This window comes from Ulvibacter sp. 2305UL32-6, assembly GCF_058148545.1.
The window spans coordinates 575894-590954 of the sequence record NZ_JBYVKA010000001.1; the positions used below are offsets into that span (position 1 = coordinate 575894).

15 protein-coding genes are annotated in these 15061 nt (G+C 33.6%); 1 reads left to right on the forward strand and 14 read right to left on the reverse strand.

Annotated features, from left to right (window positions below; genetic code table 11):
• Positions 1–4: 4 nt before the first annotated feature.
• The 7 genes from mobB to ACY2RU_RS02790 form a co-directional block, all read right to left on the reverse strand.
• Positions 5–1036: a MobB family relaxase gene (gene mobB, locus ACY2RU_RS02760; RefSeq protein ID WP_490136872.1), complete on the reverse strand. Its 1032-nt coding sequence runs from the start codon at positions 1034–1036 to the stop codon at positions 5–7.
• Positions 1037–1047: 11 nt separating this feature from the next.
• Positions 1048–1428 (reverse strand): BfmA/BtgA family mobilization protein, encoded by a 381-nt coding sequence (locus tag ACY2RU_RS02765; RefSeq protein ID WP_490136873.1) that lies wholly within the window; start codon positions 1426–1428, stop codon positions 1048–1050.
• A 430-nt stretch (positions 1429–1858) separates the two neighbouring features.
• Entirely contained in the window at positions 1859–2056 is a 198-nt protein-coding gene (locus ACY2RU_RS02770) for a hypothetical protein (protein WP_490136874.1), read from the reverse strand.
• A gap of 11 nt (positions 2057–2067) precedes the next feature.
• A complete protein-coding gene (locus tag ACY2RU_RS02775; protein ID WP_490136875.1) occupies positions 2068–2517 on the reverse strand; it encodes a JAB domain-containing protein in 450 nt (149 codons plus the stop codon).
• Between the two features lie 76 nt (positions 2518–2593).
• Entirely contained in the window at positions 2594–2938 is a 345-nt protein-coding gene (locus ACY2RU_RS02780; RefSeq protein ID WP_490136876.1) for a single-stranded DNA-binding protein, read from the reverse strand.
• Positions 2939–3879: 941 nt separating this feature from the next.
• The gene (locus ACY2RU_RS02785) at positions 3880–4524 is read right to left on the reverse strand and encodes a glutamine amidotransferase-related protein (RefSeq protein ID WP_490136877.1); all 645 of its coding nucleotides are present in this window, start codon (positions 4522–4524) and stop codon (positions 3880–3882) included.
• Between the two features lie 146 nt (positions 4525–4670).
• The gene (locus tag ACY2RU_RS02790) at positions 4671–6137 is read right to left on the reverse strand and encodes a serine hydrolase domain-containing protein (protein ID WP_490136878.1); all 1467 of its coding nucleotides are present in this window, start codon (positions 6135–6137) and stop codon (positions 4671–4673) included.
• Positions 6138–6328: 191 nt separating this feature from the next.
• Between ACY2RU_RS02790 and ACY2RU_RS02795 the strand changes: the two genes are divergently transcribed.
• The gene (locus ACY2RU_RS02795; protein WP_490136879.1) at positions 6329–7384 is read left to right on the forward strand and encodes an IS110 family RNA-guided transposase; all 1056 of its coding nucleotides are present in this window, start codon (positions 6329–6331) and stop codon (positions 7382–7384) included.
• Between the two features lie 362 nt (positions 7385–7746).
• Here ACY2RU_RS02795 and ACY2RU_RS02800 read toward each other — a convergent pair whose 3' ends face one another.
• The 7 genes from ACY2RU_RS02800 to ACY2RU_RS02830 all read right to left on the reverse strand — a co-directional run bounded on the left by ACY2RU_RS02800 (position 7747) and on the right by ACY2RU_RS02830 (position 15060).
• Positions 7747–8493: a hypothetical protein gene (locus ACY2RU_RS02800; RefSeq protein ID WP_490136880.1), complete on the reverse strand. Its 747-nt coding sequence runs from the start codon at positions 8491–8493 to the stop codon at positions 7747–7749.
• Between the two features lie 3 nt (positions 8494–8496).
• Positions 8497–8961 carry a hypothetical protein gene (locus ACY2RU_RS02805; RefSeq protein WP_490136881.1) on the reverse strand — a complete coding sequence of 155 codons (465 nt, stop codon included), beginning with the start codon at positions 8959–8961 and terminating at the stop codon, positions 8497–8499.
• A 17-nt stretch (positions 8962–8978) separates the two neighbouring features.
• Positions 8979–9506: an OmpA family protein gene (locus ACY2RU_RS02810; protein ID WP_490136882.1), complete on the reverse strand. Its 528-nt coding sequence runs from the start codon at positions 9504–9506 to the stop codon at positions 8979–8981.
• Between the two features lie 34 nt (positions 9507–9540).
• A complete protein-coding gene (locus ACY2RU_RS02815) occupies positions 9541–10389 on the reverse strand; it encodes a retropepsin-like aspartic protease (protein ID WP_490136883.1) in 849 nt (282 codons plus the stop codon).
• Positions 10390–10706: 317 nt separating this feature from the next.
• The gene (locus ACY2RU_RS02820) at positions 10707–10868 is read right to left on the reverse strand and encodes a hypothetical protein (RefSeq protein WP_490136884.1); all 162 of its coding nucleotides are present in this window, start codon (positions 10866–10868) and stop codon (positions 10707–10709) included.
• A 268-nt stretch (positions 10869–11136) separates the two neighbouring features.
• The gene (locus ACY2RU_RS02825) at positions 11137–12933 is read right to left on the reverse strand and encodes a ParB/RepB/Spo0J family partition protein (RefSeq protein WP_490136885.1); all 1797 of its coding nucleotides are present in this window, start codon (positions 12931–12933) and stop codon (positions 11137–11139) included.
• A 351-nt stretch (positions 12934–13284) separates the two neighbouring features.
• Positions 13285–15060: an efflux RND transporter periplasmic adaptor subunit gene (locus tag ACY2RU_RS02830; protein ID WP_490136886.1), complete on the reverse strand. Its 1776-nt coding sequence runs from the start codon at positions 15058–15060 to the stop codon at positions 13285–13287.
• Between the last annotated feature and the right edge of the window lies 1 nt (position 15061).

Below are 15061 nucleotides of genomic sequence, written 5' to 3' on the forward strand. Positions count from 1 at the left end.
TAATTTATATTCCGATGGAACTTGACTTAATTGCTATTTCTGCTCCACGACGTAATCTCTTAAAAACCCGAAGTGCAATTTGTGCTTTGCTCAAAGGGATATTTGGTGGTAAGGGCAATCCGGTTTTGTTTATCATTTTAAAAGCCAATGCCTTTTCGTTAGCAGGTAATTTCATCAAAGCAGCAAAGTAGAGCTTGGGATTTTTTACAAATTCTTTTCGACCCTTATAGGTTTCGGCATAATTACGTTTATAGTCAAAAGTGCTGTCAAAAGTTTTTTCCGCTTTTTCAAAGAATTTATCACGGTCAAAACCTCGTTTTACATTCTTGCCGTGCATTTCAACTTCCGAAGCTTTGTGTTTACTTCCTGGGGAAAGACTTACAGAATTTGAAGCATCCTTTCTGCTTACGATAATATGAATGTGACTTTGGTTGCCATCTTTTGCCATTCCTTGGACTATCCTTTTTCCGTTTTTTTGATGTGGTGCTTGGCGTTCTAGTTTGGCAATTTCCTTTTTCATCCTTTTAATATTCCCTTCAGCTCGTCCTTCCTGAATATTTCGGATATCCGTTTTGAGCTGAAGTATTTTTGTGGCAAAAGGTTGGTTTTCTTTTATCTGTTTATCTGTACCCTTAAAGGTTCGTTGGTGTTCAATTTTGGCGTAGTATTTTATATCGTTAACTGTAATTGGTCGTCCATTAATTTCCCGATTGAAGCTCGCAGCATAATCCTTCATCAGCTCACGAGTGTAGGTTTTTAAATCTTGGCTATTGTTCTGAAGTTTGCGTAATTCATATTTTGAAGGACTGACCGTAATCGAATAAAATTTGGGTTCTTTCTTTTTTAATTTTGCCGTGTTTCCATCAATTTCTTTGACCACTTCTTCAGCGGAAATTTCATCGCCATATTGATTAAAAAAGTGTTCTATATCCCGTTGTTCTAAACCTTCATTTTCTTTCTCTAAATAGCCCACAAAATCTGCTGAACTTTGTGAATAATTATTTCCCAATTTTTGGGCTGTTATTGTAATATACATAGCTCAAAAATTTATAGTTGATTACTTGGTTTTTGCTTTTCGCGAAAGCGTACTTCTTTCTTTTCTTCAGCATATTTCTTTTCTACGATTAGCGGTTTTTTAGTTGGCTCTTCAGTTTGAAAAAGAGATTGAATCATCGCCACCGTAGGTTTGGTCTGTGTCTTCTCCACATCCCTCATTATAGCAATAACCGCATTGATTCTTTTGAGTAATTTAGCTTCAATGGTGCGTCCCGTTGGTCCTAATTTTTCCTTTGGCGAAATTTCATTGTAGAAGAAAAAATCGAGCATCGTGGACATTGCCTCTGTGTGTGATTTGAAGTAAGTGCGTGAGAATGTTTGGAAACGTTTTGCTGTTTCCTTTTTAAATCTAATGCCAGTAAATGAGTCCATATTTCGCCGATTTGTCGCAAAATCGTCCCTAAAAATGGGCGTTTCCAGCCCGTTTGTCGCAAATCGTTGATTGTCAGGAAATTAAAATATATTCAAATTGTTGGTAATCAGCTATTTGAAAACGAAAAGGAATCAGAAACATCGCGCAGCGTGTTACCCTCTTGCTATTCCTTTTCGTCACGCGTAAGCGTGACAAAAATCCATACAATCCAGCTAAAAAGCCGATTGCCATTTTCAAGGAAAATGATTTTCCGATATGTTATTTTCGATGTGTAAGGGTATCGGCGAAAGTCAAAAAGTGGATAACCTTACTTTAATTTGTGTGCTGAATTTCAGCGAAATAAAGATACGGTTTTTTATTGACTTGAAATTGATTGAATACAAAAACACCTCTAAAAATATAGAGGTGTATCAATTAGCTTTTCAAATTTCAAGGATTGAAAACATAGGTGTACGAATACAAATTTCGCATCGCTTCTGCTTCAATCATCGTTTCAAAACAGGTATGATTTTTATTTACGTATTTGCGAATACTATCGCCAAATTTTCGTTTCACATCTTCTTTGGAATTTTCCAATAATCGGTTTTGAGTCTCTTCACTCAAGTCTGTAAAATTGAGATATACCATAGCTATTTGTTTTACAAGATTCCATTATCAGAAAAACTATAGTAATCGCCATCGGGTGCAAATATCAAATGGTCAAGAATGGTGATATCAAAAAGCTGAGATGCTTTTTTAATCTTGTTCGTTAACCTTTTATCCGCATCACTAGGTTGCAATTTTCCACTTGGATGATTGTGTACTAAAATGACGGCTACCGATAAGGATTTTAAAATAACTGCAAACAATATTCGTAGGTCTATCAATGTTCCAGTAATTCCACCCTGCGAAAGTTGATATACACCTTTTACTTTATTGCTGTTATTTAGCAAGACTACTTTAAAAGTTTCTTGAATACCAATCGTATCTTTATCCCAATCCTCAAAAAGCAATTCTGCTGCATCTTGCGAATTTCCTATTTTATGCCACATTGAGGATTTCAATTCCCCTTTATAACTAATTTTTATTTCATTAACTTGTGCTTTCATTGTTCATATATTTACAGTGTGAATGATGAAAAAGAGGGCGCAACTTTCGAGAGGAACGCCCTCTTTTAATTTAGATTTACTTATCGCCCTTACTTCCAAGTAAAAGGATTTCATCGGCTACCACTTCGGTAACATAGCGTTGGTTTCCGTCGTCCGTGGTATAGGTTCGGGTCTTTAGCTTTCCCGTGATTCCTACTTCTTTGCCTTTTTCAACAAATTTCTCAACGATTTCAGCGGTCTTGCCCCAGGCTACAATTGTATGCCAATTCGTGTCTGTTTGCTTTTCGCCTTTGCTGTCTTTATAATACTCATTTGTGGCTAATGAAAAACGGGCAACTTTCTTCCCGCTTTCAAGGTTCGTAATGGTTGGTTCTTGTCCAACGTTTCCAATTAACTGTACGTGATTTTTAATAGTACTCATAATAAAATATTTAAGTGATTTATATTTCCCCTATTGATTTAAAACAGATTAAATTTTAAGGGGTGTTTGTTCTTTTCTTTCGTGCATCGCACAATGGATAGAGTGGGTTTTGTCAAGACTTTTAAGGTAAAATCAGGTGTGTTTGCGACGTAGTAAAATCCTTGGATTTTCAAGGAAGTAGAAACCTTATTTTTCACTAAAACTCGTATAGTCTTGACAAGTTCCATAAGGGCATTAGCAATTCTTTTAAACGCAGCTGCGTTTGAGCGTACCGATAGTTAAGCGAAATAAGCAGCTGTGGTTAAATTAGAATTGGTTATGTCCTGCCAGTTTTTCGCTGTACCGAAAAACGACAAAGGCTTTATCCATTATAAACCCCTTAAAAACTGCAAGACAGCGGTTCGGTTTTTAGGCATTTTCCAGTAAGGTCTCTAGAAGACCGCACCGAAAATTCTGTTAAGAAAACCGAAGTGATGGCTTTCCGATGAAAAGCGGACTTAATTCACAATTTCGGCTAAGGAATGAAGTGTTTCTTTCCAGTAAAGCGGAAAGGGTTAACGGAATGGAAAGCTAAAATTGGGGATTGTGTCCAAGACTTGTGTAGTGAAGCTCTTTTCCCGAAATGTAGCTTTTCGCGAAATTTAGGGAAATGGGCTTATTAGACTCTAAAGCATAATCATTTCACTAAGAGGCGAATAGGATTAGCGTATTTGCGTATGGTTACATTGCGTTGAGACTAAGATAGCAAAATAGGAAGAATCCATTGTTCAGCAGCAAGGATTTTCCGAAAGGAAAATCAGACGCAATGAACTATACACGTCTTTGTTGGGCGTTAGTTTTACTCTTCTTTGAATGTAAAAATGCCACTATACCAAGTAGAATGTATATGTTTATTATGTACGGAAACTGCTCTTTATTTTCGTGAATTCAAAATAAATTATTCAAACCATTGAAAGAAAATTTTTTAATATTGTATGTCCATTATTTCCATCTTGCAGTTCTTCAGGGTGAAACTGAGAACCATAAATCAATTTATTTCTATGTCTCATCACTTCAATTCCATCCTCCGAAACAGCTAGTGAAATTAACTCATCACTAAGATGTTCAATTGCTATATGATGATATTCAAACACACGTAGTTCTAACTTTTTTAAACCCCGAAAAATAGGGTCATCAACTAATATCCGGACATTATTAACCCCTTGTCTGTAAAATTGTAAGATTTGGAAATCAGAATTATACGCTGCCCCAATGACTTGGAACCCTTCACAAATACCAAAAATAGGTAACCTTGATTCACGGACTATTTTGATTTCATTTTTGTACAATCGCTTGCTATCCAATACCTCACCCTTAGTGCCACCACCCGACAAAATAACACAATCAAATCCCTCAACGTCTGCGGGTTGGACCATCTGGAAATCAATTATTTTTATTTTATGTTGACTCAAAGTAGTTATCAAATCATCAATAAAATGAGTCTCATTATTTATGAGTAAAATTTTCTTTTGCATTTTTAGAATAATATTAAATCTTTTATCTATGACATTTTTATAAACAAAATTCACTTTCGATAAGGATGTCATATTCTAATTGTCTAGTCCTGAAATATGGCTACAGGTTAATAATTGATTTTAAGCTGATAATTTGTATACCATATTTGGTGTTTTATAATCTAAAGATAAATGTAATCTTATTTTGTTGTATAAATTAATTGCATTTTTTGCAGCTTTTATTCCGAAAGTTCATCAATCATTTTCTGCGAATGGTCTGATGCCCATTTTTCTTTTTCGGTACTGTTTATTATTGTTTTCTTGTAATATTCAATTGCCTTTTTAATATTTTTTTCTTGCTGGTAAATTACCGCACTTCCATAATATCCACCAAAATAGTCTGGATAATCACTTTCTAAAGCCGAAAATAGTTTTAAAGCATCATTGTTTTTGTCAGCATTAATATAACTTATTCCAAAATTAAAAAGAGCACCTTTAGTCACAGAATAGTTTACGGTGTCTCTTTTAATTTGGTTATATAAATCTATTCCGTTATCTATTCCATTAAAGTCAATTTCTTTTTCTAAAACTATCTCAAAAGGCATTTGAAATTTTCCGTTTGTGAAATGACTTATTAAAGCTTTTGCTCTATTGGGCAATTCTTGACCTCTTTTATTTCTGTTGGTAAAAATTGCAACAGAAATATTTTCACTTGGTATTCTTATTACGTGACTACCAAACCCTGTAGAAGAACCTCCGTGTTGTAATATTTTTATTCCATTGAAATAATTGACAATCCAACCATATCCATAACCATCTTCAGTAGATTTTCCTTTTTCATTGTAATTATAAAACGCATCATCTAATTTAGTTAGTGGTATCATTTTATCTGAATACAATGCCTTGTCCCATTTGTAATAATCTGAAACAGAAGCATAAACACCTCCATCTCCTTGAATTGCACTTGTTAAACTTTGGTCTTTAGCAGAAATTGAAGTGTCCTTTACAATGTAACCGTAGGCTCTATTTTTGATTTCTTTGTTTTTTTCAAGAATAGTAGAATTAGTCATTCCTAAAGGAAGGAATATTTCCTTTTCCATAAAATCTGCAAATGACATTCCTGTTCTTTTTTCAATTACTTGTGCTAATACTGCATAACCGGTATTACTGTAAGCATATTTTGTATTAGGGCGAAAATAGGTGCTGTCAGTTTTTAAAAGTCCATTTAAAACGTCTTTATCCAACATTTGTTCTGTTTGGTCTTTCTCAATAAAACGATTGTATTTTACTAAACCTGAACGATGTGTTAAGAGTTGTCTTATAGTAATGTCTTTTCCGTATTTAGGGAATTTGGGAAATATTTCTGTAAGATTTGTTTCGTATGATAGTTTGTCTTGGTTTACTAAAATCATTATAGCCATTGCAGTAAACTGTTTGGTAACAGAAGCAATTCGATAGTTTGTTTTAGGTGTTGCAAGTTCGTTTTTTTCTAAATTCGCATAACCATAACTTTTTGTAAAATCAATTTGATTGTCTTTAATTACAATGACACTTGCACTTGGTCTATTCCCATCATAATCTTTAAATAAATAGTCGATAAATTCAATGTCGTAATTTAATTTTGGCGTGTTCTGAGTACTATTTTTTGATGAGTCACATCCTAAAAATAGAATAGAAAATACTAAAGTTAATTGTATGTACTTCATTTTTATTAAATTGTGGGTAACGTGTTTGTGTATGATTTCGTTGCGTGTTTCAGTAACTAATTTAGCAAATACAAACCGAATAGAAAATCCGCGAGGATTTTCGTAAATAGGCAGGTACTAGCAATGAATTATAGCATCGATGAAAAAGCAGTAAGTCGAGTATCTTTAAAGTAAATAAAAACGATTAAGATATGGAAGCTCAAATTACTGCCTTACCAAAGTTATATATAGGGATTGACATACACAAGCGAAGTTGGAAAGTTCATTGTTCTACAGACTTGTTTTCAGGCAAGTCTTTTAGTATGGCACCTGAGCCAGAGCAATTAAAGGTATATGTAGATAAACATTTTAGAAATCATGAAGTCAGTGTAGCTTATGAAGCAGGTTGTTGCGGTTATTATGCCCATCGCAGTTTCGAGAGTTACGGGTGGTGGTCATTAGTTGTAAATCCAGCGGATATTCATCGCAGAGGCAAGGAACGTTACACCAAGACAGACCGTATTGATGCACAGTTGATAAGTAGAGAGTTAAAAGATGATCGATTAACCAGTATCCATGTTCCCGACACGCATCGAGAAGCCTTACGTAGTTTGTTTAGAAGGCGAAATGATTTGGTTAAGGACTTTAGGCGTATTAAGAGCTATATCAAGATGCAATTGTTGTATTTCGGTATCAAGATACCAGAGCAGTATGATAATGACCATTGGAGTCATAATTTCCGTAATTGGTTAGACGCTATGGAGTTCCAGTATCTTATAGCCAAGTCAAGCTTAGAGAGTCGGATGCGTTATTTTCGATTTGTAGATTCAGATTTACGATTGGTAAGTAATGAGTTAAGAGCTTATTGTCGAAAGCATTTTAAGAAGGATTATTATTTACTTCGGAGTATCCCAGGAATAGGCGGTATAGTGGCCTGTGGGATATTAAGTGAATTGGGAGATTTGCGACGGTTTAATAACTTAAAACATTTATCAGGCTATGTAGGGTTGGCACCAGGAGTTTATCAGAGTGGAGCTAATAGTAAGACTATGGGAATAACTCCAAGAGCACACCGCTTGATACGTTCCTATTTTATAGAAGCCTCATGGCAAGCCATACGCACAGACCCTGTCATGCAGGCTTATTACCGTAAGCATCATGGGAAGAATGTCAAGAGTATAATTGTTAAAGTAGCAAGAAAACTACTTAGCAGAACCTTAGCAGTAATAAAAACAGAGACACCTTACACCATTGGTGTTGTAGAATAATAAAATAAACCATAACGAAGCTCACAAGAGACGTATTAAAAGCCTATATCACAAAACACCGCGGGTGAACTAAAGATTTAGTATCACACTTTTATAGCAAGTGACTAGGTTTATTATAGCTTATAATCATACAGATGCTGGTGACGACCAAATGAGGGGTTGAACACAAATAGGATGCGGAGCAAGTTATATAAGGTATTGAAGTATTGATAATCCTATCGGAATTATCAACAATTCAACACCCCAAAATCATCAATATGAGATAATTAAAATAATAAATAGTAACTTTGAAGAACTGGGCTAGTGCTTTTCATAGGACACGGTGTTGTAAGTAGTATTTATAGCGTTAAATCTAACCGTATTTAATTCCACCATTCATCATTAATTTTTGTTGAATTGTATTCTAACCAGCCGTTGTCATAATACTTTTTATTTGGTGAAAATTCACCAGCTCCAATATCAAAATCATGATTAGCATTTGGTACTCTATAATCTGCCCAATTACAAATTTTTTCTTTTCCAGTAGCGTGGCTTTTCCATATTCCGACAAAGGCATTGTTTGAATATCTATCTGAATTTAATTCTATATTATCGTATTCAATTTGATTTTTTGAATTCAAATACCATTTTGAATAGAGTTTTCCTTTAAAAATACCACTATGTTTCTGTCCTTTATTTTCTTTAAATTCATAATCTGCGATTAAGATACCTTGAGATTTAATTCCTTTACCAACATATTCATCATCAACTCCAAAATGTAATTCATTAAGTTCTCTTATTTCAGTTAAAGTTATATTTCCATTAAAATCACAAATTATCCCATTAACACAGGACTTTCCATACACCGAATATTCATTGTCGTTTTTTGGATTCTTTTTGATTGAAATTAGTTTGATTTGAATTCTTTGATGTTCTTTTCCAATAATTCCTAAAACAGAATTATTTTCTGTTAAAGTCCAGACATCAGAAAAATTATGTTGATTGTAATTAGCTAATACGTTTTCTGAATTCAGTTCTTTTTCAAGTAAAAATTCTGTTACAAAAAGGTCATTTGATTGAGCTAATGAAATAGCTGTAAACACAAGATATACGATTATTGTTTTAATCATTTTTTATTCGGTTTTAATAAATTCGAATACTTTTTCGTCGTTTATTTTTATCGTAATCGTATCGTTTTCAATCTTTTTGAGTATTTTTCGTTCACTTCCTGAATCAATTGGGATTTTGAATGTAAAATCAGAATCAAAGTCAGAAGCTAAAGGTTTTGTTAATTCATTTTCATATGCTAAAACTCCATAGGTTGAAGAACTAACAGAAATGTCAGATTTGTTTATATCGTTCAGTTTTTTGTCAAATTGAATAAAAGCGGAAAGTCCTTTTACGTTATCTACTGCTGATACATAAAATCCACATTTAATTTTAATATCTGTATTTTTATTAAATTCAATTCGAGAAAATCCATATTTTTCTTTTATAGAATTTCCGTTATAATCATAATCGTAAAAATGAGCAGCAGGACAACCCATTAACGTAAAACAAGTAATAATCAAAAGTGTTATTTTAAGTTTTGAATTCATTTTTTTGTAGTTAGTTTTTATCGCTTAATATTCATTCCGACATTTCGATTTAGACTTCTTCCTTTTTCAGTTTTGTTGCTTGCTATTGGTCTTTCATCTTTAAAATCTACTATATTAATACGTTCATCAGGAATCCCAAAATAAATAAAAATGTCTTTTACTGTTTTAGCACGCTCAATATGTTGATTCGGATTTAGTTTATAACTTTTTTTGTCTGTGTTAGCTTCTAAAATCAGAACACTATTTGGGTCAACAAATAGCACGCCTAACCAAAAATTTATATCGCGATATTTGTTCGGAAAGGTACAATTGTCTTTAAAATATAACGCTTTTGGCGGGCAATATATTGTGTTGATTACACCATTTTCATCATTTTCTGTATTTATTATTTTAGAAATTTCTTTCATTAAATCATCCTTTTCTTTTACAGTTAAAGGTTTTAATTCAGATAAACTTGGACAGTCTATATTTCCTGATTGTGAGTAAACAGAAGTCAATCCAAAGAGTAGGATTATGATAATTAATGAAATTACTGTTTTTCTCATATTACTTACAAAGGTTATATATACGTTTTGCCATCTATTTTATTCGCATTGTCTTTTCTAAAGCACTATAAGTAAATACTTTTCCAATCATGTCATTAACTCCATATATTCCAATTACACCTAATGGTTCTAATTCAGAAACATCATTATTTTCCATATTTAAAGTGATTACTTGGTTTGAAGATTTAACATCTAAATTTTTACTTGGAAATTCTGTATTTTGAAAATCTACGGTTGAATCTTTTAAATCCAAAGGAAAGGTGTTAAGGTCAATTTTTGAAATAGGTGTTCCTGTATCAAATAAAAGATTTATACTGTCATTTTTGCTTGATTTAAAGTTACCAATTAGATAACCATAATCATTACTTATAGAAATAATAAAATCTGTTTCATTATTTTTAGGTTTTAAAAACTCGATATTGTTTTCAACAAAATTTAATTTGAAGTCTTTTGATTTAAAATAACCAAAACCAACAACTACTTGAAAATCTGTGCCTACTTCTTTACTAACAGCATCAATTTCATTATTTGCAGAAAAGAAAGTAACATTCTTTTCGGTTTTGCCATCCACTTTTAATTCTTCAATTGTTCCTTTTTCCAAAGCATATTGATTTCCATTAATATCAGACATAACTATGTTCGACTTTTCTGTTTTTAGTTTTAATTCAGCGATAAGTTTTGTAGAAAGTTGAAAATCCGCAAAATCTCCAAAGTCAATCAAAGCTGTGTATTCTTTTTCATTAATCTCTACTTTAGTAAACAGCAAATTATAGTCAGAAATCTCAAATTGAATTATATCAGATTTAACTTCGTTTGTTTTGTCTTTACAACTTAAGATTATCATAAAGATTGCAATAGTAAAAATGTACTTCTTGTCTATCATAGGTTTTCTCATATTACTTACAACTCGTTATATATTCAATAAATATAATGTTATCCCTGTAATTCCAAACAATAATAGCAAATATCATTAAACTTCAAATCTACTTTGTTAGAGTGAAATAGAATTAATTCACATTTTTGACTCGGTAATGTAGTGTTCCTTCCCAGAGCATCGGGAAGGGGTAACGGAATGGGAAGCTAAAATTGGGGATTGTGCCCAAGACTTATGTAGTGAAACTCTTTTCCCGAAATGTAGCTTTCTGCGAAATGTAGGGAAATGTACTGCGTGGTTTGCTATAACTATCTTTTTAATTTAGATTAAACAATTCGTAAGAGTAAATAGTAGTACTGTGGGTGTTTTTCTCTATAGTAAGCCAAATGACTCTCTCCACTTTCAATGGTGTAATTTTCTCTGCTTGATTTATAATGCTCATCTGCTTCTTGGAATGAAACCTCGGGTTTTGTTGATACTTTTTTCATAATGATAGATTTTTGTGATTAAACAATATTTGAGCAATACCCAAATGGAAGCTAAAATCTCAGCTCAAAAGGAAACGGAATAAATAAGCGAAGGAAGAAGCGAGGGCTTTATGCCGTAGTCTTTTGATGGGTGTATTTTACGAGTTTAACTTTGTACTAATATTGATTGAATCCTCTCCTTATTAATAGCATCAACTTTTCTTAAAAAGTAGTTTGAATAAAAAAAGGGAAGCCAACACGATGTTGACTCCCCCTTTCACAACAAAAGCTAAGCGCTCAATGCTTCCACCTCTTTTTCAAGACTTGCAATACGCTCCTTTAAGCGTTTTTCACGCTTATCCCTTTTCTCTGCATATTCAGATTCAATGCTGGTAATTTTGCTTTTATAATAGCCTTGCATTGCTGTATAAAATGATATGTTTACTAAATTATTTGTGTGATTTTGTTCTCCAAAATGTACTTGTTTTGTGAGTATAAATCGTATCAGCTTATAAAAGATTTCCTTTTTGAATTTCTTCTTAAAATTCTCAACGATTTCAATTCGGGTCATTTTGGAAGTATCGCCTAACAATCCTGAAAAGTAATTTTGTCGGCTCATATAGTCTACATTATTTTCATATAGTGATAATGAGAATGCCACCATTTCATCTACCGAAAGTGTTTTCTTGGTCTCAATATATTTCGTTTCTCGAATCATTTGAACAACTTCTTCAAATTGCTTGTTATTCTCAATCTGCTTTTTGCGAATTTCACGTTCATTGATTTTCTCGATTTGTTCATCAGGCAAACAATCGGCCATTTTTCTATCGGCCAACGGCACAGAACGTACTTCCGAAACATTGTCCGATTCCTCATTAATCTTTACAAATACTTCTTTGTGCAAGTAAGATTCTGGATGCAATACGATACCCTTTACGAATCCATTTTCTTCAGCTGAGTCATACTTCTCAAATTCTTCTTTATAGGTCTCGATGGCTTCGTCCAGCTCTTCCTTTAATTCATCTTCGGTATAGTCATAATTACGATATTCTTCCTTGATTACTTCTAAAGTAGGTTCAATTGGTTTTTTTATAAGTTCTACATCATCCAAAAGATATACTTTTAAACCGTTCTTCTCCAATTGCGAAATCACTAGCTGATTACCTTCGTCTTCTACCCAATACTTTCGTATTTCAGGAATCAATAGCATATTCTGCTTTTTCGATTCCTCAATCAAATTCATAAACAATTTGTTTTTCTTGGATTCGTAACAAGCTGATTTTGTACAAACCATCTTTCCATCCCCAAACAAATTGCCTTGATTCGCCGCATTGAATGGACATACATTACACGCCCCAGCTTTTATAACTAATGTTGAATCTTCAACATCAAAAGGCGCTTTCTCTAAGTCAAAAGTCTGGTCTTTAATCATTCTATTTATTTGATGGGCACTAAAATCTTCGCCCATCGTTTCCAATATCATTTGTTGTTCTTCTGGCTCGAAAAGTGCAACACCAACACCCAATGAAATGGTCATTTCGCCATTACGCACATAATGCTTGAAACCGTCTATCAATCCAGCTAATTTTAAACGCTGTCTAATATAATTATCACTTCGTCCTAATCGTTTTGCTATTTCAGATGGTACATATTTTTCATTCAAAAAGGCAATTGCTTCTGCCTCTTCGGTAGGTTCAACATCCTGTCTTTGTAAATTTTCGATGAGTTGAACTTCTAGAACATCATTGTTCTTATACGTTCTCACCATACAGGGTATCGTTTTCTTATTTGCCAATTTACTAGCGCGAAACCTTCGCTCTCCCATTACGATGATATACTGTTTCCCAGATTTACGTACAGTAATAGGTTGAAGTACACCGTACTTTTTAATACTATCGGAAAGCTGCTTTAGTAACACTTCATTAAATGTCTTTCTTGGTTGCATTGGGTCTGGAATAACCTTATCAATGCTCAGATTTTGAATTTGAAGTCCAATTGCTTTTTGAGTCAACCTTTCTTTGACTTCCTTTTTAACGGCTGTTCTTGCTTTACCGTTTCTACTCGTAGTACTTGCTTTTGTTGTCATAATACTTAAATTTTAGATTAAACAATATTTGAGCAAGAACCAAACGGAAGATAAAATCTTAGCTCAAAAGGAAACGGAATAAATAAGCAAGGGAAAGAGCAATGGCTTTATGCCGTAGTCTTTTGATGGAAGTATTTTACGGGTTTAAATTGCGGTTATATTGTATGATAATAAACCCTCTTAACGAAGAAGTAGGGTTGTAGTTTGACAAAAATTATTTTCCAAGCAGGAAATTTACAATAAAAACTTATCGAAATATACGAGCCGAATATGAATTTCACCATCAAAATAGAAGAGTGATGTATATAAAATAATGAAATTCAAAATATCTTCAAACCATTGACTTATGGTCTACTGAATCGTATCAATCACACTCCCACAAGTCATCATCGCATCTCCGTAATAAGGGTTTTTAATTTCCTTTTCTGTACTTAACCAAATAGCTCCTTTATTACTGTTGGCCATAGGACACTTTTGAACATATAGTGTTTCTGTAAGCGATTGTATATTCATCGCAAGAGCTACCATATTTTCATTTAAAACTACCAAATATGCTCTTTGTTTTTCTAAATCTGGATTAGTAGAAATTGCATCTAACATTTCGATACTTTTTGAAAAATGAGAGGTTTCCATTTTACCTAAATCACTTACTCCAATGCCTTTTAGCTTATCTGCAGTAGTTTTAGCAAAAGCTGAAACTTGACTCGCATCACTTGATACAAAGGCATCTTTCATTTTAAGATATGGTTGAAGAGCTGATTGAAATCCTGATTGAAACGCTTGGGGTAATTTCATTTCCATCATTGAAACTGAATTAGGTTTGCTTTCAGTAGAAGTTTCTTGCATACCTAAATGTCCTTCGTGTCCTGTTGTTGTACGTCCGCCAGATTTATTCATCATAGATTTTTTGCCTTGCAACTGCGCAGCTGCATCTACAGTAAAAGTGCCATTAGTGACTATTTCATCTCCATTTTGCAAACCTGAAACAATGGTGTAATTGTCTCCATTGCGCGAACCAATAGTAACCTCTCGCATTTCAAAAATAGCCTCGTTTGGATTTGTTTTTATATATACCAAAGAGCGTTCTCCTGTCCACAAAACAGCACTGGCAGGAATACTTAATGATTCTTCCATAATAGCTGTTTCACCCTTTATTTTTCCTGTGACAAACATCCCTGGCTTGAATAAGTTTTCTTTATTCTTAAGAGTAGTTCTAACAGTTACAGTTCTAGTGCTATTGTTAAGAACAGGGTCTATAAATGAAATGACAGCATCAAATCCCTTATTGGGGTATGCTTTTGTGGTCACTTTGATTTTTTGCCCTTTTTTAAATTGGGAAATTTGATTTTCATAAGCATCAAATTCTGCCCAAACCGAATTAAGGTTACTCACTTTTAGAATAGGCTGTCCTTGTTTTAAATAGTCACCTTCTGTTGCCATTACCATAGCAACCGTTCCTGAAACGGTTACGTATATTGGAAAGTTCTCACGTACTTTTCCTGAAGTTTCAATACTACTGATTTGTTTTTCTGAAAGCTTCCATAGTTTTAGCTTATTGCGAACTGCTTTATATAAAGCTGGTTGCGATTCTTTTAACGACGCTGCTGTAATTAGCTCTTGTTGTGCAGCTACTAGATTGGGCGCATAAATAGTGGCTAATAATTGTCCTTTATTTACTTTTTGACCTTGATAGTTTACGTTCAATCGCTCCAAGCGACCCTCAAAATAACTTGCTTGAACAGCATTGTTTTCTTCGTTTTCAGCAATCTTTCCCGAGAGTGAAATCATTCCATCTTCATCGGAAGCCGCTACGCTACCCACAACACTGGTCTGAATATTAGCCAAAGCCATTGCGTTTTCGGTCATTTTAATTTCATTGGTAGACAGACCTTCCGCTCCAGTTTCCGCAGGAATTAATTCCATTCCGCAAATAGGGCAATCACCAGGTTCAGATTTCATAATCTGTGGATGCATCGAGCACGTCCACATTTGAGCAGCAGATGCTTGTGAATGGTCGTGGGCATCTACCATTTGATTAGCGCTATCCGAGCTATTTCCGAATAACAAATAACCACCAAGTAATCCTATGATTACTGCAATACCGAGAAATAAGATGTTCTTTTTCATA